Source organism: Alteromonas sp. ALT199, assembly GCF_018619335.1.
Lineage (GTDB): Bacteria > Pseudomonadota > Gammaproteobacteria > Enterobacterales > Alteromonadaceae > Alteromonas.
Genome location: NZ_JAHHDX010000144.1, coordinates 49564 through 73985, shown reverse-complemented (window position 1 = coordinate 73985; position 24422 = coordinate 49564). Strand labels below are relative to the sequence as shown.

Annotated in this window: 19 protein-coding genes and 2 pseudogenes; 10 read left to right on the top strand and 11 right to left on the bottom strand. The window is 44.2% G+C overall.

What is annotated here, in order from left to right; all coding sequences use genetic code 11:
- Window positions 1–22 precede the first annotated feature (22 nt).
- The 4 genes from KL866_RS15710 to KL866_RS15695 form a co-directional block, all read right to left on the bottom strand.
- Window positions 23–187, bottom strand: coding sequence for a hypothetical protein (locus tag KL866_RS15710; RefSeq protein WP_012519908.1), 165 nt, complete (start codon window positions 185–187; stop codon window positions 23–25).
- A 401-nt stretch (window positions 188–588) separates the two neighbouring features.
- Window positions 589–1596: a cytochrome d ubiquinol oxidase subunit II gene (locus KL866_RS15705; protein WP_025257605.1), complete on the bottom strand. Its 1008-nt coding sequence runs from the start codon at window positions 1594–1596 to the stop codon at window positions 589–591.
- A gap of 11 nt (window positions 1597–1607) precedes the next feature.
- Window positions 1608–2981 (bottom strand): cytochrome ubiquinol oxidase subunit I, encoded by a 1374-nt coding sequence (locus KL866_RS15700; protein ID WP_025257606.1) that lies wholly within the window; start codon window positions 2979–2981, stop codon window positions 1608–1610.
- 11 nt (window positions 2982–2992) lie between these two features.
- Window positions 2993–3550 carry a GbsR/MarR family transcriptional regulator gene (locus KL866_RS15695; protein WP_025257607.1) on the bottom strand — a complete coding sequence of 186 codons (558 nt, stop codon included), beginning with the start codon at window positions 3548–3550 and terminating at the stop codon, window positions 2993–2995.
- Between the two features lie 222 nt (window positions 3551–3772).
- On the opposite strand from KL866_RS15695, the gene KL866_RS15690 reads away from it, so the two are divergent.
- The gene (locus KL866_RS15690) at window positions 3773–6493 is read left to right on the top strand and encodes an ATP-binding protein (RefSeq protein ID WP_029661593.1); all 2721 of its coding nucleotides are present in this window, start codon (window positions 3773–3775) and stop codon (window positions 6491–6493) included.
- A gap of 202 nt (window positions 6494–6695) precedes the next feature.
- Here the strand turns inward: KL866_RS15690 and KL866_RS15685 are convergent, their stop codons facing one another.
- From KL866_RS15685 to ubiD, 4 genes and pseudogenes are all read right to left on the bottom strand, one after another.
- A complete protein-coding gene (locus tag KL866_RS15685) occupies window positions 6696–7721 on the bottom strand; it encodes an ABC transporter substrate-binding protein (protein ID WP_025257608.1) in 1026 nt (341 codons plus the stop codon).
- Window positions 7722–7994: 273 nt separating this feature from the next.
- Window positions 7995–9406, bottom strand: a pseudogene (locus KL866_RS15680) (M28 family metallopeptidase).
- 204 nt (window positions 9407–9610) lie between these two features.
- Complete coding sequence (fre, locus tag KL866_RS15675) at window positions 9611–10306, bottom strand: NAD(P)H-flavin reductase (RefSeq protein WP_214995892.1); 696 nt, start codon at window positions 10304–10306, stop codon at window positions 9611–9613.
- A gap of 98 nt (window positions 10307–10404) precedes the next feature.
- On the bottom strand, window positions 10405–11871 hold the full coding sequence (gene ubiD, locus KL866_RS15670; protein WP_025257611.1) for a 4-hydroxy-3-polyprenylbenzoate decarboxylase: 1467 nt from the start codon (window positions 11869–11871) through the stop codon (window positions 10405–10407).
- A gap of 322 nt (window positions 11872–12193) precedes the next feature.
- On the opposite strand from ubiD, the gene KL866_RS15665 reads away from it, so the two are divergent.
- Complete coding sequence (locus KL866_RS15665) at window positions 12194–12445, top strand: TIGR02647 family protein (RefSeq protein ID WP_025257612.1); 252 nt, start codon at window positions 12194–12196, stop codon at window positions 12443–12445.
- Window positions 12446–12607: 162 nt separating this feature from the next.
- Window positions 12608–13252: a tetratricopeptide repeat protein gene (locus KL866_RS15660; protein WP_214995890.1), complete on the top strand. Its 645-nt coding sequence runs from the start codon at window positions 12608–12610 to the stop codon at window positions 13250–13252.
- A gap of 181 nt (window positions 13253–13433) precedes the next feature.
- Here the strand turns inward: KL866_RS15660 and KL866_RS15655 are convergent, their stop codons facing one another.
- Both KL866_RS15655 and KL866_RS15650 read right to left on the bottom strand, forming a co-directional pair.
- Window positions 13434–14003: a cytochrome b/b6 domain-containing protein gene (locus KL866_RS15655; RefSeq protein ID WP_214995888.1), complete on the bottom strand. Its 570-nt coding sequence runs from the start codon at window positions 14001–14003 to the stop codon at window positions 13434–13436.
- 101 nt (window positions 14004–14104) lie between these two features.
- Window positions 14105–14386 (bottom strand): PepSY domain-containing protein, encoded by a 282-nt coding sequence (locus tag KL866_RS15650; RefSeq protein WP_014950922.1) that lies wholly within the window; start codon window positions 14384–14386, stop codon window positions 14105–14107.
- A 311-nt stretch (window positions 14387–14697) separates the two neighbouring features.
- Here KL866_RS15650 and KL866_RS15645 point away from each other — a divergent pair, with 311 nt between their 5' ends.
- From KL866_RS15645 to KL866_RS20375, 3 genes and pseudogenes are all read left to right on the top strand, one after another.
- The gene (locus tag KL866_RS15645) at window positions 14698–17061 is read left to right on the top strand and encodes a TonB-dependent receptor (protein WP_214995886.1); all 2364 of its coding nucleotides are present in this window, start codon (window positions 14698–14700) and stop codon (window positions 17059–17061) included.
- 231 nt (window positions 17062–17292) lie between these two features.
- Window positions 17293–17541 carry a CopG family ribbon-helix-helix protein gene (locus KL866_RS15640; protein ID WP_025257616.1) on the top strand — a complete coding sequence of 83 codons (249 nt, stop codon included), beginning with the start codon at window positions 17293–17295 and terminating at the stop codon, window positions 17539–17541.
- Between the two features lie 121 nt (window positions 17542–17662).
- Window positions 17663–17818, top strand: a pseudogene (locus KL866_RS20375) (type II toxin-antitoxin system RelE/ParE family toxin); the annotation flags it as partial.
- A gap of 125 nt (window positions 17819–17943) precedes the next feature.
- Here the strand turns inward: KL866_RS20375 and KL866_RS15630 are convergent.
- Window positions 17944–19650 (bottom strand): alkaline phosphatase, encoded by a 1707-nt coding sequence (locus KL866_RS15630; RefSeq protein WP_214995884.1) that lies wholly within the window; start codon window positions 19648–19650, stop codon window positions 17944–17946.
- Window positions 19651–19924: 274 nt separating this feature from the next.
- Between KL866_RS15630 and KL866_RS15625 the strand changes: the two genes are divergently transcribed.
- The 4 genes from KL866_RS15625 to rlmB all read left to right on the top strand — a co-directional run bounded on the left by KL866_RS15625 (window position 19925) and on the right by rlmB (window position 24010).
- On the top strand, window positions 19925–20170 hold the full coding sequence (locus tag KL866_RS15625; protein ID WP_251140100.1) for a hypothetical protein: 246 nt from the start codon (window positions 19925–19927) through the stop codon (window positions 20168–20170).
- Window positions 20167–20526 carry a HigA family addiction module antitoxin gene (locus KL866_RS15620; RefSeq protein ID WP_214995882.1) on the top strand — a complete coding sequence of 120 codons (360 nt, stop codon included), beginning with the start codon at window positions 20167–20169 and terminating at the stop codon, window positions 20524–20526. Before KL866_RS15625 ends, KL866_RS15620 begins: the two co-directional genes overlap by 4 nt.
- 325 nt (window positions 20527–20851) lie before the next feature.
- Window positions 20852–23269, top strand: a complete 2418-nt coding sequence (rnr, locus tag KL866_RS15615) for a ribonuclease R (RefSeq protein WP_214995880.1) — start codon at window positions 20852–20854, stop codon at window positions 23267–23269.
- Window positions 23270–24010 (top strand): 23S rRNA (guanosine(2251)-2'-O)-methyltransferase RlmB, encoded by a 741-nt coding sequence (rlmB, locus tag KL866_RS15610; protein WP_025257621.1) that lies wholly within the window; start codon window positions 23270–23272, stop codon window positions 24008–24010. It begins immediately after the preceding gene.
- Window positions 24011–24422: the final 412 nt, after the last annotated feature.

Here is a 24422-nt window from a genome sequence, read left to right as displayed (position 1 = left end):
GTTTGACGGGCCCCATATAAGTTTAATGATTTTGGTCTTCAACGTGCTGTTCGGCGAATATCTTGGATTTCTTTTTGATTTTACACCCTAAGATACGCTGCGCGTTTTTGCGTCCAATATAATGAGCTACTGGGTAGGGGTGCGCGCGTTTGAAGAACCGTGAGATTGAATGGAATACATTTTCCATAATTTGGCTCCTTCTGGTAAAAAATTGCCCCAAATAAAATATAGTAATATTACAGTTTGATGTCAACAGTATATTTGGTTCTTTTCAGAATTAATATTTGCTTACACACCTAGTATAGATTCATTGCGATCTAACACCATTGGTTATTGGTATACTTTGTTACACGAAAAGGATCATTGTTCTTATACTTTAGTATGAAAAGTGTCATCGACGCATAGCCGCAGTGTCTTTTTACAACCTCGAAAAGGCTCGCCTACCTGCGTTTTACTTAGGGATCGCATCAAGACCGCTTTCACTTGGTAATATTGTATCGCTGCGAAGAGAATGAACACCACTGAATATCAGTGATGTTCACTATTGCTAGAAGCTATTGTTATAAGAAGAGCGCTAAATGCTTTTGCTTAATAATAAGATAATTTTTCGGACTTGCCTGAAAAGATCTTGTACACCATGGCAGTGTAAGCAAGGATAACAGGTACAACAACTACTATGCCTATTAACAGGAACCTTAGCGAATTTGCATCGCTTAATGCTTCCGAAACCGTCATTTGTCCTGGGATAATAAACGGGTAATAACTTATTGCAAAGGCGCTAAAGCACAACAAAAACACAAGTAACGCAATAAAGAAGGGGAGCCATTCACCCTTCCCATTAGCGTGGGGTAACTTTTTCAACAACATGCCACATAGCGCTAATAAAGCGAAGCTAGCCAATGGAATAGCAAATAATACATAACCCCATGGTGCCGAAAACCATAGCGCTCGAACATCATCATGTAGGGTAAGATTGGCAATACTTACGGCAATTATACCTGCAGCCAGAATGCCTAAACCTCTGCGCGCCCAATAGTATGCTTTTTGTTGCAATTCACCTTCTGTTTTCAAAATTAACCAGCAAGATCCTATAAACGCATAAGCAGCGGTTACACCAAAAGCGGCCAGCAATGCGAAACCTTGTGCCCACAAATCGGTTCGAAGCCCCGTAACGTAAATGCCTAACATGTAACCTTGCGCCAATGTGGTGAGCAAAGAGCCATATTTAAATACCAGGTCCCATTTACGTTTTTTAACTTGTACGACTTTGGCTCTAAAGTCGAAAGCTACGCCACGTAAAATAAGGCCCAGCAACATGAAAGTAGCTGGCAGGTACAGAGTTTGTAAAAATTCACTGTGTGCCTCAGGAAAAGCAATGAGCAATAACCCAATAGCGAGTACTAGCCAGGTTTCATTGGCATCCCAATAAGGTCCAATAGACGCTATCATGTCATCGCGAAAGGCTTCGGTTCGAGGCGGAATTAATACACCTACACCGAGATCATACCCATCTAAGATGGCATAAAGCATGACTGACAGACCAAGAACACCTACGTAAATATTTCCGAGCATTTCTGCCGATACGTTTTCAAACATATTTGCTCTCCTTATACCGTGCTTGGGTCAGGTTCAGAGGGTTGCATCTTAGCCTTCGCTACTTCGCGCTCTTCCGTCGTTATTTCTTCAATTTCCACAGCCTTTCTGCACATCAACATTAATGTTCCCATATACGCGATGAGCAATACCGTATAAATGATCAAGTACAGCGTAAACGACAATGCAATATTGGCAGGTGGCAGTTGGGTTACAGCATCAGCGGTTCTTAATACACCGCTTACCAAATAGGGCTGACGGCCTATTTCCGTTACGTACCAGCCAGCAAGCGTTGCTATCCAACCGCTAAATGCCATACCTGCAAACGTGCGTTTAAGCCAGACAGGGAATTCTTTCTTGCGCATAAGGTAAAGACTGCCAAGCCATGATACCGCCAGCATCAGCATACCCATTCCCACCATAACTCTGAAGCCGAAGAACACAGGGGCTACGGGCGGGTGTTCACCTTCAAACTCGTTTAGGCCTTTTATTTCACCCTTAAGCTCATGGGTAAGAATTAAACTTGCACCATAGGGAATGGGAATTTCAAAGTGGTTCTCTTTGCTTTCTTCGTCCGGTATTGCAAAAAGCAACAATGGTGCGCCTTCAGTGGTTTCCCATAGCCCTTCCATCGCCGCTACTTTTTGAGGCTGATGCTCAAGTGTATTTAAACCGTGCATATCGCCAGCAAAAATTTGCAAAGGAATTAGTACTGCCGCTGTATAGGTTGCTGTTTTAAGCGCTAACTTAGGTGCAAGCTTATCGTCGCCTTTAAGCATGCGGTAGGCCGAAAGCCCGGCAATAAGGAAACTAGCGGTTAACCCAGACGCTAACATCATATGTACAAAGCGGTAGGGGAAAGAAGGGTTAAAGATGATTTCTTTCCAGTTAGTGGCGTAAACCACACCATCGACTACTTCAAAACCTTGTGGGGTTTGCATCCAGCTATTAAGCGCTAATATCCAGAACGCGGATGTTGTGGTGCCAAGAGCGACAATAAGGGTAGATGCTGTGTGCAGCCAATTGGGAACACGGCGTATACCAAATAGCATGATGCCTAGGAACGTGGCTTCTAAGAAGAAAGCGGTGAGTACCTCGTAGCCTAATAGTGGGCCTGCAACGTTGCCCACTTTTTCCATAAACCCTGGCCAGTTGGTACCAAACTGAAATGACATGGTAACGCCGCTTACTACACCTAATGCAAAGCTTAGGGCAAATACACGTACCCAAAAACGATACATGCGCATCCACACAGGGTGACCTGAAATGTTAGAGCGCAGCTTAAAATAGAATAGAAACCAACCCATCGCCATGGTGATGGTTGGAAACAAAATATGGAAACTAATATTTAACGCAAATTGTAAACGAGACAGCAAGAATGCATCCACAGAAAGCCCCCTTAGTTAACGCTGTTTTTTCCCGGAAGTAGCTTATCTTTAAGCTCAAGCATACGGCCCACGCCGGAACCTAGCTTCATCAGCGTATTAAGCTTTTCAGGTCCAAGATTCTGAAGTTCTTCAGACCATGCGGTAATTGATTCGAGTAAATCGTGAATTTCGTTCAGTTTATCTTGAGCATTTGCCTCTTTTTCATTGGCAGGCGCGTCAAGCAGCAAATCACGCAGAAGACTCATGGTTGGGTCGATCTCACGCTTTCTACGCTCTTCAAACACTCTGTTGGCAAGAGTCCAAATATCGCCAGCGGGAATAAAAAACTCTTTCCTCTCACCAGGAACATGGTGTTGTTTAACTAAGCGCCATGACTGAAGCTCTTTTAAACCCATGCTGGTATTGCCTCTGGAAATATTGAGCGCATCAGCAATTTCTTGCGCCGAAATAGGCTCTTCGTTCAAGACAATAAGCGCAAGAATTTGCCCTACTGTTCGATTAAAACCCCAGCGACTTCCCATTTCGCCAAAGTGCATAACTGCAGATGTAATTAAAGGCGTCATTTTCATTTTAATATTCCAGAAGTTTCAGAAATTACTGAAAGTTTATTGCGTCAGATCAAAAAAAGCAATAATAAAATGCTTTGTAAGCAATTTTTAATTCAAAATTTAATAAATGTTAACTTGCGAGGTTCTAGCGATATTACATGCTTTCATCGCTATAAGTTGGTATCGTGGATAGATGATAACGTCCCCACGAAAGCTCGCTTTCCAAATTTCTCGGCCAAGGCAATGCAACACGTTACAGATACTAAGTTAAATTCGCTCCAAAACTGTGAAGATGAAGCTATTCATTTAATCGAAAGTGTTCAAAGCTTTGGTTATGTTATAGCAATTGACCCGGCAACAAAAAAAATTCAAGTTGTTAGTGAAAACATCGCTGAGCTATTTAAGGTAAATATCACGTCTGGTGAAACACTCATCACTGAACTCATAGATACACCTTCTGATGATGCACCAACATTTAACAGTATTTATCAAAGCGTTAAAGGTGGAAATACGCGTCGAGCATATCAGTGGAAGTTTGCGGAAAATGCCTTGTGGTTGGATAATTGGGAAAAGGAAGGGAGCGGTGTAGCGTTTGACTCCAACGGCCTGCTTGTCATTGAGTTAGAGCCCACACCCCAACTTAGCTATGAAGCTGCCCAGCAATGGGTACCAATGGATGTAGATCTTCGCACACTGCTGCCCGATGTGGATGGGTGTGATTCTATTTACGACGTGGCAGATGCCATTGCTGATGTCTTTAAGCGCTACATTGGTTTCGATTCAGTGATGGTTTATCAGTTCGATAAAACCTATAGCGGCGAAGTGATAGGAGAGGCGAAATTATCGTCTTCACGTTCATTCAAAGGCTTGAAATTCCCAGCATCTGACATTCCTAGCCAAGCCCGCGCATTGTATTTAAAAAATCGCGTACGTTGTGTATTTGACGTCGAACAAAAGCCCATTCTTTTAAAACCTTCTGTGCAGGTAGCAGAGCGACCGCCTCTGGATTTATCCATGTCTATGGTTCGTTCGGTGTCGCCGGTTCATATCACTTACCTTAAAAATATGGGCGTACGTTCTTCGTTTTCTGTGTCGCTAGTGTTTGAAGGCAAACTTTGGGGCCTACTTGCTTGTCACAATAGCGAGCCTAAATATATCGACCAGAAAAAGCGCTTGGTTTGCGAATCTCTCGGTCACTTATATGCGTGGCAGCTGCACACTAAAGCTTTGCATGAAAAGAAAGAACAGTTTCAAGTTCGCCAACGTAAATTGAACAATATTGTTCATCAGCTCACTAGCTTTGCTAACCCTCTTGAGGCAATAACCCAAAAAGAAAAAGGACTCTTAGAAGTAGCGAACGCATGCGGTATGGCGGTTATTACCCCTGTGGATAAGTATTTGGTAGGTAGAACGCCACCTGAACAAACGTTAACGCGACTGCTCGATAAATTCGTTATTACAAATTCTGAAGAATCAATTGCTATTAATAAGCTGGCTGATGAAGTATCGGAACAATCTGACCTTAATGGCATTCGCGGTATTTACATCTCCTGCGTATCTGCCAAGCTTGGTTATTATACAGTTTGGTTTAGAGAGCAAAAAGACAGAACCATACGATGGGCTGGTCGAGAAGCTGCAAAGAAAGATATTGGCAAGGTTTTAACTCCTCGCAATTCCTTCGATATGTATCTACAAAGTGTCGCTGATGAATCCGTAGAATGGACTGAAGACGACCAACTTATTATTGAAGGTTTTGACCATCTATTTATACCTTACGCGCTAAGCTTAAAAGCCTCTTTAGATAAACAAATTAGTAAGCTAGAAGAGCTAGATAAAGCAAAAGATCAATTTTTGGCTAGCATCTCACATGAGCTTCGTTCACCCCTTAATTCTATTGTGGGTTGGACCGACTTAGCGCTGATGGATGTTACCAATGTCGATAGAATGTCCGATGCTCTAGGGGTTATAAAGCGCGCTGCGTCTACACAGGCTGCCTTAATAAACGATATCTTAGATTTGTCGCGTATTATATCTGGCACCATGAAGCTGAGTACGCATTCGCTTAATATCGCTTCATCTATTTCTGAAGTGGCGAAGTCTTTTGAAGCCGGTTTTGCCAGTAAAAATATTCAGTTGTCGATTAACTGCGAAGATGAACACACGCAAATTCTGGGTGATAACTTGCGTATTAAGCAAGTTATCAACAACCTGCTAAGTAATGCCCTCAAATTTACCGCAAAAGGCGGTACGGTGCATGTGCGGGGAAGAAGGGAACATTCTAACTACTTGTTCCGCGTAAAAGACAATGGTAAGGGTATGAGCCAGGATCAAATTGCTCGTGTTTTTGAACGTTTTTATCAAGGTAAGGACTCTCATAACAAGCACGGCTTGGGTCTAGGTCTATCGATTGTAAAAAGCTTAGTCGAAATGCACGGCGGTGAAATTCACGCAGAAAGCGATGGACCAAATTCAGGGACTACTTTCTTTGTATCTTTGCCTATAGCCCCCCTTAGTTTGCACGATGACATCATCGAAACCAAGAATAGCGAAATCACTGATTTAACCGAGTCTTTGCGTTTAAGCGGCCTACGAATCTTGGTTGCAGAAGACGAGCAAGACGCGCGAGATTTTATAAAGCTATTTTTGGAATCTAACGGTGCTCGCGTTAACGTAGTTAAAAACGGATTGCACGCATGGAAAGAGCTAAACGATATGCCAGAAGCCTTCGATCTACTGCTCTCTGATATTGGTATGCCGGAAATGGATGGGTTAGGTTTAGTAATGAAAATACGCGCAAGTGAAAACCCAGAAATCGCTAATTTAAATGCGGTAGCGTTAACAGCTTATGCTTACACATCAGACAGAGTAAAAGCACTTAAGGCAGGCTTTAGCAATTACGTATCCAAGCCCGTTGATGGGGAAGAGTTACTGACTATCTTGGAAATGTATTTGCCGAAAACCTGACACTAACCTTTGCCGTGCAGCTTTGCTTAAAGCCTTTATTGTAGCGTTAGCATTAGCGGTTACCGTTGCGTTGAAAACGGGCTGATAAAACATCATCAAACGCTAACTAAGCAAAGTAATGTTTTACGTTATAAAGGCTAGAGGTCAGCGTAACTTTTACAAAGCTGTGAAGCCACATGTTTACTACGCTTTTAATATTCACCTACCAGCGGCGAAGCAGTAACTGGTAGGTAGTTTTATCTAAAAGCGACGCACGGGGCGATATGCTCTTTATAGCAGGGAGTGCTGCGCGAGCTTCTTCTAACGATGCAAACTGCTCACCGTCAACATAAAACATGCTACTTTCAGAGGTAGGTTTACCGTCAAGGGAGTATGCTGTATCTAATACGTCAGTGATTGTAGTTGTACTACTGTGCCCAATAAAATCGGCTACTCCATCGCCATTCACATCTTTTGTTAACCAGGCTAATGCGAGTGGCTGATTGAGTTCGCCGTTATCCTGCATAGTCGACATTGCTTTATTAAACCGCGCAACAAGGCTTTCAGCGTTAGCAACATTTTTACTGATGGCTAATTGAAACCCAGTCTTAGCTAAAGGTTTGGCTGAAAAGTGCAGAGTCTCTTCGTTATCGTTAGCTAATAGAATATTCAATTCTTGGGCTAAAAGCTGTGTGGTAATTAAGTAAGGCGCTCTATCGTCGGCAAGTTGGCGAAACGCATCAAACGTAGTGGGGTTACGCGACCACTTTATATCTTTAAGTAATCTGAATGAGGGAGTATTCGCAAAACGGTTTTCAATAGCAGCCCGATTGCCTTTTAAATGAGGAAACAGCTTTACTGCTTCTACGTCCGCATCTTTACTTACTGCGTAAAGATAAATGGGTAAGTAGATATCGGAGAGTACATAATTACTGTCGTCTTCACCCAAGTTGATGTAGGCAAATTCACCGTCTAATTTCCCTGTCAGGACAGAACTGCCCAGAAAAGCTTGTCGCATAACCTGTAGTTGAATATCCAACTCCGCCTTTTTAAACACCTTTTCGAGTAGAGTATTAATACGAGCAGGCTCCCCATCATCGCTAATATAGGTCTCGAAAGTAGCTGCACCCAATGTTGTGGGGGCAGCATGAAGCTGAACAGAACTAAGACAATATAGAGCTAGGCTTATACTTAACAAAGAAAGGCGGCGAGTGAAAAAAGAGAGCGAAAACGCGCTAAATCGTACCAAAAGTGAACTCCGAACTGCCGTAATGCATTAACTACACTGTAATGTAGTTAGTCACTTAATTCCAATAAACCCGCATTGGTTTAAATTAACAAAATGTAAGCAGCATCAATTAATTGTGTGTAATACTGATGTTTAGACAGGCTTTTGTTGAGTAAAGACATTTGTGACGATAAGCCGGTTTCACTACCAACTTAACGTCACGAACTTGATTGGATACGTAATTAGATGAGTATGCGTATAGGTATGCTCAATATAAGCGCTCAATACAAACGCTTATTCTCCAAAGCTTCCCGCAGGACCTGGATAAACCACAACGCTTTCAACACCCTCTTTGTTAACGCTGGCAACGCCAAAAAAGTAGTTGTCGATAACAACGTTCTCAAGCATGGCTTCGGTGACATTGCCCACATACTTACTATATTCCCACTGCGGGGCATCAGTATGACGCCAATATACTTTGTATCCTTTAAGCTGAGGGTTCTCTTTGGCATCTAACGCATCCCACTTTAAAAAGGTTGAAGGCTGAACAGCACCGGCAATTTGTACGTTTGCAGGTGGGTTTGGCGCCCACGCCATTGCTGCAAGAGAAACAGCATTTAAACCGGTAAGCTTAGCCGCATAGTCAAAATTAACGCCATCTAAGGTATCGCCATAGGCAATTCCGTCTTCTACGCGAAGGTCTTGATGCTGACGGGTGTAGTTTTCGTTGGTTTCCATAATACGAATACCCGGATAACCCAAGTCGTAAACGGGCGATGGTGACCACCACGACCAAAACGGTCTAGGCGATAAATCACCATAGTGTCTAAATTCTCAATATATTTATCGGCGATTTTATCGATATAGCGGGCAAGGTTACGGCTTGGTGAGTCAACTTCACCGCCGGTGAAACGTCGCATTCGCGCTTCTTTTTCCGTTTCGGTTACACGAGTACCTTCGGCAAACAAGCGAGCCGTGGTGTTGTTAATCACACCGTTAACCCCTTCAATATTGCCAATCATGTCATTATTGAGCACGGCTTTAATTCGCCAGCCGTCTTTTTTGGCTTGGTTTGCCATAATACGTCCGCCGAAAAGCCCTTGCTCTTCACCTGATAAAGCGGCATACACGATACTGCCGTTAAACTTGTATTTTGATAATACTCGCGCGGCTTCAAGAGTACCGGCAACACCCGAGGCGTTGTCGTTTGCACCCGGTGAATCAGACGTGAAATCCATTACATCAGATACTCGTGAGTCAATGTCGCCAGACATAATCACGTAGCGGCCTGGATCAGTACTACCGCGCTGAATAGCAATAACGCTAACCACTTCCACTGGGTCGGGGATACGCTTTTCACCGCTGATAACTTCCGACTGGTAGTACACTTCTAAGCAGCCGCCGCACTCAGCTGAAATTTTATCAAATTCAGATTTAATCCAGCGACGCGCAGCGCCTATACCACGGGTATCAGACTCGGTTTCAGAAAGGGTGTGACGAGTACCAAAATTGACTAACTTAGTAATGTCTTTTTCAATGTTTTCGGCGGAGACATTTTTGGCAATATCGTAAAGTGCTTGCTGCTGTTCGCTTTGCGCGTAAGTTGCGAAAGAAACTGTGCTGCTCAATATTATAGTAGATGCCAGTAGGCTGTTTTTTCTTATCTTTGCGCTGATGTTAGCGAGTGCGGATAGGTTTTTTATCATTGTTCTCTCCAGTGTTTATCTTTTCACCATAACCAATACGTGGCTTGGCTACAATTGGAGTAAACGCGTGGAGTAGTTAGTCATCGCAAGAAATTAAAGATAAACGCAAATACAGAAAAGCTGAGAGAACAATGTGGTACCTGTAGAGGAAAATAAAAAAGCCGGCGACAGCCGGCTTCAAGCATGTAATTACTGCGCTAGCGATTAAATAAACGCAAACGCGTCGCCAAACAGGTTCTCAACTTTTAAGCCGCGCTGTGTAAAATCATCGCGTACGACTTTGGCCATTTCAAAGCGACCTGCAACATAAACCTGAACGTTCGCAAAGTCAGCATGGTCTGCCATTACTGCGTGATGTACCCAGCCCGTTCTGCCTTTCCACTCATCACATGCAAACTCAACAACCGGCACAAAAGTGAAGTGCTCATTTGCTTCAGCAAGCGCCGTTAGCTCGTCGGCTAGATACAAGTCAGCCGCGTGCTTACCACCCCAATAAAGGGTAAGTGGTGTTTTGTCACCTCTGTTAAGGTGCTCTTGCAGAATGGAGTAGGTATACGAGAAGCCTGTACCACCAGCGATAAGCACCATTGGCAGGCCATTACTTTGCAAAAAGGCATTGCCATTACCCACATTTAGGGTAATTTCGCCATCTGCGCGCATGCGCTCTAGCACTTCACCGGCGTAGCTGTTACCAGGCTCTGCGCCAATGTGTAATTCAATGCGGCTATTATCAAAGGCGGCGTTGGCAATAGAGAATGGGCGCATATCTTTTTCGCCCATGACCACCATAGCGTACTGACCTGCCTTAAACTCAACAGGGCTTTCTGGCGTTAATTCAACTTTTTGTACCACTTCGGTTAAAGGCGTGATGCTTGCAACCTTACACTTAATTTCTGACATGTATTCTCTTTAAACCTTCTTGCTTAGCGTGTCGCCTTTTCATGCGCTTTCAGGCAAGCGCATGCTTAATACAAAATAAATAGCGCTAAAAATAGTCGCTACATAATACCAAGACTGTCCCAAATATCATCAACCCGTTTTTTAACGTCTTCATCCATAACAATGGGTACGCCCCATTCACGGTCGGTTTCGCCCGGCATTTTATTTGTGGCGTCCATACCCATTTTCGAACCTAGCCCTGAAACCGGTGACGCAAAGTCTAAATAATCGATAGGTGTATTTTCTATCATTACCGTATCGCGAGCTGGGTCCATGCGGGTTGTAATGGCCCAGATAACATCGTTCCAGTCGCGCGCGTTAACGTCGTCATCGCACACTATCACAAATTTCGTGTACATGAACTGTCGTAAGAACGACCACACGCCCATCATTACGCGCTTGGCGTGACCTGGGTATTGTTTCTTCATGGTAACCACCGCCATACGATACGAACAGCCTTCTGGCGGCAGATAGAAGTCGACAATTTCAGGAAATTGCTTTTGCAAAATCGGCACAAATACTTCGTTTAGGGCTACACCTAAAATAGCAGGCTCATCGGGTGGACGGCCCGTGTAGGTTGAATGGTAGATTGGGTTCTTGCGGTGGGTTATATGAGTAACGGTAAACACAGGGAAGTCGTCGACTTCATTGTAATAGCCGGTGTGATCGCCATAAGGGCCTTCGGGCGCAGTTTCATCCTGCGCAATGTAGCCTTCAAGCACTATCTCTGCGCTGGCAGGAACTTGCAAATCATTACTGATAGACTTAACTACCTCAGTTTTGTCACCGCGCAGTAAGCCTGCAAAAGCATATTCCGACAAGGTGTCTGGAACCGGGGTAACTGCACCTAGTATGGTAGCGGGGTCCGCGCCAAGTGCTACAGACACAGGATAGGGTTCACCCGGGTGCGTTTGGCACCATTCACGAAAATCTAGCGCACCACCACGGTGTGATAACCATCGCATAATGAGTTTATTCTTGCCAATAACCTGCTGACGGTAAATACCTAAATTCTGACGCTTTTTGTGCGGCCCTTTGGTGACGCTTAAACCCCAGGTTACCAAAGGTGCAGCGTCGCCAGGCCAGCAGCGCTGTACCGGAATTTTTGACAAATCTACTTCATCACCGGTAAGCACAACCTCCTGACAAGGTGCCTTTTTCAGCACTTTAGCAGGCATATTAAGCACTTGTTTGAATACTGGCAGTTTCTCCCAAAGGTCTTTAAGCCCTTTGGGGGGCTCAGGCTCTTTCAAGTAAGCCAGCAGTTTGCCGACTTCGCGTAGTGCTTCAACAGATTCCTGCCCCATGCCCATAGCTACGCGCTCTGGCGTACCAAACAAATTAGCCAATACAGGCATGTCATGGTTTTTGGGGTTTTCAAACAACAGAGCTGGGCCGCCGGCACGCAAAGTCCTATCGGCAATTTCTGTCATTTCAAGGTCGGTATCAATGGGCTGGCTAATGCGTACCAATTCACCTTTAGCTTCTAGCTGGCGAATAAAGTCGCGTAAATCTTTGTACTTCATCAGTGCAGGTGCATCCACAAACTCAATATATGGCAAGAATATACTATTTAGCGCCAAAGTCCGATCAGTTAGCGTTGTGATTACACGATTAAACGTTTTACAGGCAAATTACGCTTTACAGAGGTGCCATTTGGGTGTGATATAAGAAAGCGTTAAAAAAAATTAACAAATCAAGGGCGAATAGTGCTTTGGCGTATGCGCTTCTGTACAGGCTTTGTGGTCAAAGTGCGTTTGTAAAACGCTTTGATAAAAGCGCTATACTGAAGGGTGTTGCAACGGCCAGTGTACTAAACCCTATAACCTTTTTGCCTAAGGTGGTTACATGAGTTCATTCGATCAGGACATGCTAGACGAATTAAATTTGTTACTGAAGTTTCCTGCAGACAGTCTGCTTCAAGGTTTGAAAATTCACCACGATGCCAGTCAAAGCATGGTGAACGCAGCATCTAGGCTGTATTCCAAAGGCTTGATTACTCAGGCTGATGGTGGCTATCTTACTGATCTAGGTATTGATCTTGCCGACCATGCTCGCCACATCCAATCGGCTATGTGCCCGCGAAAAAGTAGTCATTAGCCTAGACGTTTTTTGCTATACCTTTTAGCCTAGAGGCCAAAGCGAAACAGGCTGTGGCCTCTTGCTATTATTTATGTAAAGAAAAGCATGTCTTAGTTAAGTTAATCTATACTAGGTCGATAACTTAACTAAGTTTGTGTTATCAACATTTATTGCTTCGCTATGAAACGAATTATTTCTACCGCTTTATTAATCTGTGCCTCCGTAACGGGTTTTTCCGCTCATGCCCTTGAAGGGGAAACTATTGAAGAACTTCGCGCAGTTCAGCTTTATAGCCAAGACGCATTAATCGACATGATTAACGCCAATACGCATTTAGATAAAGTGGTAGCGGACCGGTGTCAGCTAGTGCAAGACATTGAAGCCCGTGCTGATGTGTTAAAAGTACCTGCCTATCAGTTTTTGTGGGGAGACATGCTGGCATGGGGGGTGTGCGTAGATGCTGAACCTGCCCGTGGAATTGGCTATATGGAAGACGCCGCTAATCAAGGTTTGCCTGCCGCACTTGAGCAGCTTGGACGTTACTACGCAAAAGGCACACTGGTGCAGCAAGATAAATCTCGCGCTGTTGTGTATTTACGAGAAGCTGCAGCCCTTAAGAACTTAAAAGCGCAAATTCATTTGGTCGAGTTGTTTTTAGACGGTCACGGTAGCCCTTACGATTATGAAGATGCATATCACTGGCTTTATAACTCAGTGACCAACGATAAAAAACAGCATCAGCAAATATCGTCATATTTAGCTCGCTTAGAAAAGCTGATGCACCCCAAAGCGGTGCGTGAAGCAAAGCGACCACTAGATAGCTAAATGCTATTAGTACGTAATTGATAATAAACGCCCAATTGATTACCAGAGCCGATTTAAACATAAGAGGCTACAGGCAATTAGACCAACAGAAAAAAGCTAGCAGATAGCATGAATGGGCTTCTGCAATAGCGATAGCCCTAGCGTATTTGTGGACTCAGTGCATGTTCGCTCTAACAAGGGCTTAGCGCTTTCGCCAACCTGTGAGCATAGGGCGAACTAACTGGACATTTCCCATATATTGCACAGCAAACACCGCAAAAATATGCACTAGCACACATGCGTAAAGAACATCAGCCATAATACTGTGTATCCATTCCAGCGTACTATTACCAAACATGGCATCTATTTCTTCCATCATAAAACCGGTAATACCTAACCCCAACAGCAGAGTAATAACAGCCATTATCATGAGCCAACCGAACGGGTTGTGACCATGATGAGTGGGAATTTGTTTTTGTTTTATGTGTTGAACATGTTCAGCGAAGGCTTGTTGATGTAATGATACAGTAGAAAAGCTTGCGTACTCAGTAGCAACCCTTTTACTTTCTTCGAATTTGGTTGATAAAAAGCCCCAGCCGACCCGTATAGATATAAGCGCTACCGCCATATAGCCGGCTATTTCATGATAAAGGCGACCTGGCTCCACAATAAAGTAGTTGATCACAAAGGTCACAACAAGGCCCCAGTGGCACAGGCGCACTACCCAATCCCAAATATAAATATCCGAAGGCGTATCTTTAGGTCTGTACATTACATAGCTTTCTCAAGATAAAACAAAAAACGCTGCAATGGTTTGCAGCGTTTTCATCAAGTATTAAAGCAAGCATTTATGCACGGCTCGCTAAAACAGACTTAGTGCATTTCTTTTTTAACAATGCTGCCATCAACTGGGTTGAAGTAAATTTCTACTTTGTTTTCTTCTTTGTCGAAGCCGTAGATTTCGTAACAATTGCCGCCTGTTACTTTAAACTCGTTAATTTTGTAACCTTGCGCTAATAGTTGAGCCTGAAACGCATCTTGGTTCTGCCATTCAGCTTCAGGTGCAGTAGTACACTGCGTAGTGCCATGCTCTGCACTACAAGCGCTTAATAGGGTCGCAGCGCCAATAGCCGTAGCCATCATTAATTTCTTCATTGCAGTCTCCATTTCGCTTTTTAGTTAAAAGTTATTTCTGTCCTACGTGGAATGAGTGTACTTAGTTTGCTCTATGATGCAAAGGGGCGTTTTTGCAATAGCCATTTATCACAGCTTAGATTTTTCGAATGGAATATATCTGTCACAAAAGTGCCTTTCATTTGTCACGGATACTTCATCGAACCGTCTCAAAAGCGCTCTACATTCTTGTGCTTCGATAATTCTAAAAGGTAAGCAATGTCGCCAATCTATCGGCGAAATGCTTATAAAAAACACAAAACACCCAATAAGCACACGAAAGGAATGATTTGATGCGTCCTCTGTACCCTAGATCCGTTTATTCACGCTCTTTGCTTGCTACGACAATTGCACTTGCACTATCTACCGCTGCAATTGCACAAGAAGTTGCGCCCGACACAGAAAACGAAACTGACTATATAGAAGAGATTACGGTAACCGCCCAAATGCGAGAGCAGTCCGTAATGGATGTGCCCGTTACTATGGATGTTATAGGCAGCCAGTTTCTAGAGCGTACCAATATCATGGAGCTTGATGAGCTGTCTCGCATATTGCCGAACGTTCAAATTCAGGAACAAGCCGTAAGCTTGCCGTCTTTTAATATTCGCGGTGTCACCGATGATGTTTCATCAGTGTCAGCAACGCCTCGTATCTCGGTATATCAAGATGGCTTTGATATCAGCAAGAAAACCGTAGCCAGTGTGGCCCTTTACGATATCGCCCGCGTTGAAGTTTTAAAAGGCCCGCAGCCAACACTTTTTGGCGTAGCGGCTGCCAACGGCGCGGTAAGCATTCACTCTAACCTTCCAACCTTTGAACAGGAAGGAAAGGTGCAGGTTGGCTATAACTCAGAGCAAGGCCAAGAAGTTGAGTTTATGTATAACCAGCCTATTAACGACAACCACAGTTTCCGTATTGCTGGGCTTTACCGAGAAATGGACGGTATTGTAGAAAATAATGCTTGTAGCGCTGATTCTTATTATGGCAATGCAAACATGTACAACCACCTAGGTGAAGAAGTGCCGTGCAACAGCGAAGACCTTCAGGGTGTGTCGGTGCAAGCCCTTCGCGCAACCTGGCTTGCAAGCTATGAGAAGCTAGAAATTATTGCTCGTGCGGCAATGGAGTATAACGATCAGCCGGGTATCGCATTCAAATCTGGCTCTATCGCCCCTAATGGTGGAGATACTAGCCCTTTTACTGATGCTGAGTTTAGTTTGGGTGGTGAGTTAGGTATTGAGCGTACGCTCCAAGCCTACGACTTAACCCTAAACTACGATTTTAACCAAATGCTTAGTCTACACGCCGATGCCTACTACAAAGACGTTGAAGTAAGCGAAGGTTTTGACGCTGACGGTTCAGCGTTGCGTATTCAAGACGCGTATTTCGATAACGATGCCACGCTTCAAGGTGCATCAATGCGTTTGGTGTATGATTCGGGTGATAAATTGGCTGCGTTCTTAGGCGCGTCCATCACCCAAGACGAATCGATTTTGCCTTACTATGTAATGGTAGACCCATTTATACGCGGTACTTTCGACGCTGTAAGAGCACAGCTTGAGGCCACCTCAAACATTCCGCTTAATCAGAATATAGCGACCAATGCATCGCTAGAGGAAATAGAAGCCCTACGTGCCATGTTGGTGTCTCAGCTATTTAATGCAGATGGCTCACCTATTTCTAACCCTGCGCTACCGCCTATTTTTATACAAGGACCGTTCACCTTCGAGGCTGAGCTAGACATAGCGTCTTATGTTGCTGAAGTATCTTATTACGTGACCGACAATATTAATGTAACGGCTGGCGTTCGCTACATCGATGAAACCCGTTATACGCGAAATACCTTTACTACCGCAGACGGTGCTTTTACTTTCGATGCCGAGCGCGACTTTGACGATACATTGCCACGCTTCGCAGTAAGCTACGATGTAAACAATAACTGGAACTTATATGCGAACTACGCCAAAGGCCGTCGTTCGCCAGTTGTGGATGCAAACGCGGGTGGCGTTAATGTGACTAAGCCAGAAATTGTAGATAGCTACGATTTGGGTGTTAAGTATCAAAGCGCCAACTTCCTGTTCTCGGGAGCCATTTTCACCTACGAATACAGCGATTATCAGCAAAGCTTTACTGACGCGGAAACCTTGCAGTCGATTACGGTAACAGTGGGTGATTCGACAATGTCGGGTATTGAAGGCATGGCGACCTACAACTACAGCGAAACGCTGACATTAACAGCAAGCCTTGGTTTCTTAGACGCGGAATTTGCAGATAACACAGCTGATGGTTCTGAATTCCAGTACGGCGGCAATAAGTTTCGCTTAGCGCCAGAAGTCAGCGGTGCTATCAACATCAACAAAGTATTCAATATGAATAACTTCGATATTGATGTTAACTGGCTAACCAGCTTCCAGTCTGAAGTGTTCTTTGAAAGCAGTAATTATCCTGGCCTTTCTCAAGATACTTACTCACTGACCGATGTATCGGTGAAGCTGCTTCAAGACAACAGCAAGTTTGCCTACGAGTTTTACGTAAACAACCTGTTTGATAAAGAGTTTTTAATTGATGCAGGTAACACGGGGGGCGGCTTAGGTATTCCTACCTTCGTTCGCGGCATGCCTCGCATTGCCGGTGTGCGTGTTTACTACGAGTTCTAGAAGTAAAGAATAAGAGAGTACCTATTCCCGTCAATATGCCCCTATCTTGATGGGAATAGGACGTAACTTAAATAATATGGTTTATAAGAAGAAGTATTAGAACTTCTGATTGTGATTGGCACTATTTGCTTATCAAAGTTTGAACTCTGACTTCGTCGACGTAGGCAAAAGAAGACATTTAATGCTGGTGCAGTTACAGTAAAGATTCTCAAAGAACCTCGGAGAATCTGTATGCCTTTAAAAGCTACCTCAGTAAGATTAGTTGACGAAACACTTGCACGTGTAGGCGAAATGGCTGAGGCGATGGATAGACCTAGGGCGTGGCTGATGGCCGAAGCCATCAAGCAGTATGTTGCTCGCGAAGAGTGGTTTATCCGAGAGGTGGAAAAAGGAGTGAAGTCTGCTGATGAGGGACGCTTGACCGACCATACTGATGTCAAAGCTAAGTGGGAGGCTAAGCGTGCAGCTCAAATGGACTGATCTTGCAAATACCGATTTAGAGAAAATTGAAACTCATATTGCTCAAAAAAATAGCCCCTCTGTAGCTATTGACGTTGTCATGAACATTATTGATAGTTCGCACTAAGTCTTATCAGAACATCCTAGAGCAGGCCGTCATGGCCGATTGAAGAATACGCGGGAACTTGTAATAAATGGCCTGCCGTTTATCGTTATATATCGAGAAAACATCATTACAAATTGCATCGAAATACTACGTGTTCTTCATGATGCTCAGCAATGGCCCAACGCAGATTAAAAACACACTATTTGTGGAAAGCACTAAGCGCGTTGTGAGACTTGTAAGGTAGCGTTTGTAGCCTTTAACTTTATAAATAACGTGCATAGGCTTGAGCCTATACACGCTAACAAAGCCGTAGAACGCTATGCCTTAACCTCATAGCTATGTGTATCAGCTACTTTTCCAGCCTGGGTTAAAATCGCATCCACATAGTGCCATGTGGCTTTAGCGCTGTCTTCGCTGACGATCAGTGTCATAAAGCCGCGCTGATGAAGATTACAGTACTGCAAATCTTCAATGAGTAGCGGAAGATCATCGGCAAGCGTCTTTGCTACTTCATCATCCATGCTTAAATAATGCTCCATACCTGGCGATGTCACGCCTGGTGTAGCAAGCTCTACGCCCACTTCTGTGCCATCTTTCAGGGTTAACTTATTGTGCCATGCATTATGTGTATCACCTGCAAGGGCAATAACTGGCTTACCGATGGATTTAAGCTGCATCAAAACCTGTTCCCGTTCAATAGGGTAGCCATCCCATGCGTCTAAGTTGTAAGGCATTACGGTATTGATGAGCGCAAGCTCTTGTTCACTAAGTGCGCCACCTTGCATTTGTTTGCGTTTAATATTTGCGAGCCTATGTACGTGGCTTGGTATCTCTTTACGTTCAACGCCGTTAAAAATCGATACAGGGAATAGCATGCGACCAATTAATAGCTGTTGGCCTAATACCTGCCATTTAGCCTGACTTTGCTGCATGGACGAATGTAGCCAGTTGCGTTGGGCTTCACCTAAAAGTCCACGACTAGGATTACTGATATCTTTCATAAAACCAGCTTGGTCAAACGCTTTTGTTTCAGCATCGCGATAGTTGGCGTATTCAAGCTGCTTATCGCGGGCGAGAACACGGGTGTCGAGCATGTATAAGTCAAGAAGCTTACCAAAGGTAAACTGGCGATAAATCTCTAAACGCTCAGTGCCAAAGGGTGGGCGAATGGGTAACCACTCATAATAAGCTTGTACGGCTGCCGCGCGTCGTTCATAAAAATCACCTTCATCAGCTTGGTGATTTTCCGCGCCGTCTTTATAGGTGTCGTTAGTAATTTCATGGTCATCCCACACAACAATGAACGGCTTATTCTTGTGTAAGGTCAACAAGCCTTCATCGGTACGATATAGCGCATAGCGATTGCGATAGTCTTCTAGCGTATAAAGCTCGGTGTCGTTATCAGGTGCGTAAGTTCTGCCAATTTCCCTGGCGTGCTCAGTTGCGTACCCCTTGCCATCGTACTCATAAATGTAGTCACCAAGGTGCAATACATAATCGATGTTGTCGTTTTTCGCTGCTTCCATGTAAGGTGTGAAAAATCCAGCAGGGTAGTTAGAACATGAAAATATGCCGAATGTAACGTTAGACACGTCAGACTCGGGTAGCGTACGGGTTTCGCCCACAGGGCTTGTATTATTGGCACTTTTAAAACGGTAAAAATAGCGGCTCGCCGGGCTAAGACCTGTTACGTCTACCTTTACGGTAAAATCATGGGTTGCCTTGGCTTCAACAACACCGCTACTTACTATGTCAGTAAAGTCGGCATCGCTCGCCATTTCCCACAAAATATCGGCTTTGGCTAAACCCGAGCCCGAGCCTGAATCTGTTGTTGGCAAGGCGCGTGTCCAAATAATAACGGCATCTTTTAATGGGTCTCCACTGGCTACACCATGAGTAAAGGTAGCGTTAGTTTGTGGTTGGCTATTTGCAGAATTGCTAACTGTGCAGCCCGCTAGCCCTGTAGACACTGCCACGCTCGCACCAGTAAGTGACGACAGCTTTATAAACGTTCTTCTATCCATATGCCTGCTCTTTATAAGTTTGTAAGGTAACTAGTGATGTCATTGTTTTGTTGAACGCTCATGCAACAAAAACGAAAACCCATTTTTATACTGAGTGTTTGTGACATACAGATGTCAGGCTGCGCCGAATCGAGAACAGGACTTTAGATCGAAGTTGACACATCTGTAACTGGATAAAATATGCACATGTTTTTGAGAAAAATTACCTCTATGGTAATCTTTGTTGGATATTCCATTGGCAATAATAAGTTTCGTCCACGATAAGCTCCTTACAATGTGGCAAAGTGATGATGAATGGCTTCCTATAGCATATCGTCACAAGGTTTGGGACGCGTTATTTGACTTAGATGCTGCATCACAAGTTTCAGATTTGATAGATATTGGTGCCATAAAAGCTGAAGGAAGCGCTCTTTGGTATGTAACGGTTACAGTTAATAACGTAGAACCGTGTGGAGCGGTAACATGTTTTTTTAGTGATGGCGATTGTTTCAGCCTTGATTACAGAGAATACAACCCATGAAACACAGTATGCACATAGGTATTGAATACAATAGTGACCGAGGCAAAGCATTAATCGATACTGGAGAGCGAGTATCAAGGCTTGAACATCTAAAAAGGCCTCATCCTGGTGAAGTGTTTAAACGCAGGTGCATGTCAAAATCATCGCTGAAGCAAAATGAGATTGCACAGTGTTTAAGTATCTCAAAAAAACATTTATCAAGGTTTATTAACGGGCATTCGAATTTAACCATTGAGCTTGCTCGTAAGCTCGAAGCTGTGAGCGGTATTAGTGCCCAAGCATGGATGCATTATCAGGTTGCATACGACCTATATAGAACCGCAAACAGCAAACCCAATTTAAAGTCAATCTACTAGCAAGTATCTCAGTTTACAAAATTGTTGCTGTAACTTTTATATGTGCTGACTTAGCAACAGATTTTCTATTCTTCGCTACTGACAATCCGATATTCAAAGGCGTAAGACCCCGTTCATAGCAAAAAAGTTTGGTAAACGCTATAAGCCTAATAACGCGTAATCTTTTACCGTAAATACTGTTATACTGTGCAGCAAATAACCACATGAACCAAAAATGGTTTATGTGTCTAAAAAATATATTTCAATGTTTTCCATTGTACTTTGAAGAACTAAGCCACAAACGAAGACATTGTAAACAAAGTAATTAAAGGTAATTTAAAAATACATGAGTGACGATCCGCATTATCAGCGCGAGAAAGAAAAGTACGAAAATCCGGTAGCCAGCCGCGAATATTTAATGAGTTTATTAAAAGAGCACGACAAGCCCTTGTCGTTTCTTGACATCTGTAACTTGGTGAACGCTTTCGATGAAGAAGCGCGAATTGGTATTCAGCGCCGCCTACGTGCCATGGAGCGCGAAGGGCAGGTGCAGTTCACTAAGCAGAAAAAATACATACTCCAAAACCGTGATGAGCTTATTAAAGGCCGAATTATTGGTCACCGAGATGGTTTCGGCTTCTTGCGTCCTGAAGATAAAAGCGGTGACTTATTTATAAGTGCAGGGCAAATGAACTTGTTCCTTCACGACGACGTGGTAGAAGCGCGTATTAGCGGTACCGACCGTCGTGGCAGAAAAGAAGCGTTTGTAACTCAGGTCATTGAGCCGCGCAGCGAGCCTATAGTTGGTCGTTATTTCGTTGAGCAAGGCTTTGGCATGGTTGTGCCAGATGACAGCCGTTTACAGCATGAAATTGTCATTCCGCCAGAAAGTACCAACGGTGCCCGCATGGGGCAGGTGGTAGTGGTAGAGCTTACTCAGCGTCCACGCCGTAAAATGAACCCAGTAGGTAAAATTGTTGAAGTACTTGGTGAGCATATGGCGCCAGGTATGGAAATTGAAATGGCCCTTCGCACGTTTGATATTCCACACCAGTGGCCAAACGGGGTAACCAAACAAGTAGAAAAGCTAACCGACCAAGTGCCAGATGAAGCCAAAGAAGGCCGAATTGATTTGCGCCAGCTTCCCCTTGTTACCATTGACGGCGAAGATGCCCGTGACTTTGACGATGCAGTATACTGCGAACCATTAGACGACGGCGGCTGGCAGCTGTGGGTAGCCATAGCCGATGTGAGTCACTATGTAAAAACAGGTTCAGCCCTTGATGATGAAGCGCAGCAGCGCGGTAACTCAGTGTATTTCCCTGACCAAGTTATTCCTATGCTTCCAGAAGTACTGTCTAACGGTTTGTGTTCCTTGAACCCTGAAGTCGACCGCCTGTGTATGGTGTGTGAAATGACCATAAGTGCGCAAGGTAAACTGGAAGAATTCCAATTTTACGAAGCGGTAATGAATTCACACGCCCGTTTAACCTACACCAAAGTGTGGAATATTCTGCAAGGCGACAAAGAGCTTCATCAGCGTTACGAGCCTCATGTACCTCATCTTCGCAATTTACAGGACTTGTACCGTGCGCTTAAAAAAGCGCGTGCTAAACGAGGCGCTATTGAGTTCGAGACCCAAGAAGTTAAATTTGTATTTAATGCCCAGCGCAAAATTGAAAATATCGTGCCTTTAGTGCGTAACGATGCACATAAGCTTATTGAAGAGTGCATGATCATGGCTAACGTGAGTGCCGCTCTAATGTTAGAAAAGCATGAAGCGCCTGCATTATACCGTGTGCACGATAAGCCAGACGCCGACAGACTTACCGCTTTCACCAGTTACTTAAGTGAAATTGGTATTCCCCATGCCATTGTTGAAGATGCAGAGCCGGCTGCGTTTACCGATGTAGTGCTTAAAACTCGCGGTCGAGTAGATGAGGAGCTTATTCAAACTATGCTGCTGCGCTCAATGAAGCAAGCGGTTTACGATGGCGAAAACGTAGGGCACTTTGGCTTAGCGCTAGAGGCCTACGCACATTTTACATCGCCTATTCGTCGTTACCCAGACTTAGTGGTACATCGTGCATTGAAAGGCATTATTGCCAAGCAGCAAGGCAAACAGAAGGTAAGCGGCGCTAAAAACTACACGGTAGAGGAAATTGAGCAGCTTGGTGAACAGTGCTCTATGACAGAACGCCGCGCCGATGATGCAACGCGTGATGTGGCCGACTGGCTTAAATGTGAATTCATGCTCGATCACGTAGGTGATACGTTCGAAGGTGTGGTGAGCTCGGTGACTAACTTTGGCTTGTTTGTTCGCTTAACCGAATACCATATCGACGGCTTAGTGCACATAACATCGCTAGATGATGACTACTATAACTACGACCAAGTAAAACAAGCGCTGGTAGGAGAATCGGGCCATCGCCAGTTCAGACTTGGTGATACAGTAGAAGTGACTGTTGCGGCCGTAAACCTTGATGAAAGAAAGATTGATTTATTACTCGATAAGTCTATGCTGCGCTCCACCAAAGGCAAGAAGGTAAAAGTGAAGACAGCTAAAAAGGCGTCAGACAAACCTACTCGCTTTGATAACAAGCCCCGCTCTGGTAAAGACTCTCGTTCTGACAAGAAAGGGAGCAAAAGTAAAGGCGGCTCAAGCTCGTCTAGTCGTAGCGGCGGTAAATCGTCAGGTCGCGGCAGCACGAAAAGCAGTAGCGACGGCAAAACATTGTCATTGAATAAAAGAGGTAAGCGTTAAATGGCGCAGCAAGAATGGTTATATGGTTTACATGCAATGCAGTCGGTACTTGAGAAAGAGCCAGAGCGTGTAATGGAAGTGTGGGTTTTAAAAGGGCGTAACGATGAGCGCTTGACCAACATTGTTAACCAGGCGCGCCGTTTCGGTATTTCAGTTCAGTTTAGTCAGCGTAAAGCGCTAGACGATAAAGTGAACGGCGAGCAGCACCAAGGTGTAGTCGCTAAAGCGAAGCCTGCTCGCGTAATGGATGAAGCTGACCTTGATAAAATACTTGAGCGAGAGTCGCAGCCGTTAATTTTGGTGTTAGACGGCATTACCGACCCACATAACTTGGGAGCTTGCTTGCGTACGGCTGATGGTGCTGGTGTACACGCTGTGATTGTACCTAAAGACAAGTCTGCCAGCTTAAATGGCACGGTACGAAAAGTGGCCTGTGGCGCAGCTGAAGTTATGCCGCTAATTCAAATTACAAACTTAGCTAGAACCTTGAAACACCTTCAAGACAAAGGCCTTTGGATTGTGGGTACCGCCGGTGAAACCGATAAAACCCTTTATGATGTTGACCTGAAAGGCCCTACCGCGCTAGTTATGGGGGCAGAAGGCAAAGGTATGCGTAGGCTAACGAAGGAAACCTGTGACGAACTGGTTAAGCTACCCATGGCTGGTAGCGTGACAAGTTTGAATGTTTCGGTAGCGACTGGTGTGTGTTTGTATGAGATTGTAAGACAGCGCAGTTTATAACAAGCTTCTAAGGTTTAGGTGACGAACCCAGCATCTATACCAACACTATTGAAAGGCGCGTAGCTGGTTTTTTATTGCCACTACGCGCCCCTTTTTCATTTCTTTTAGTTTTTTCCCTCTCACATAGCCTCAAGTACTTTTACGCTTTCACACCCTTTTGCGCTCCTTCTGTTTACATACTTATGTAAGCGCCTTCTAGAAGCCGTTAATAGAGCAGTCGTTCTGTTTTGAAAGTACGGTTCTATGAAAAACGCGATTAGCGAGAGCGTAAGGAGTTTAATATTTTGTTACATTTTGAAAGTGCGAGCCTATTTCTAGTTATAGATGTCCATTTCCTATATTAATTTGCTTATAACGTACAGCTAGTGCGGCTTCCGTGAAGATTTTCGTTCTTAAGCGCATTTTGAAAAGG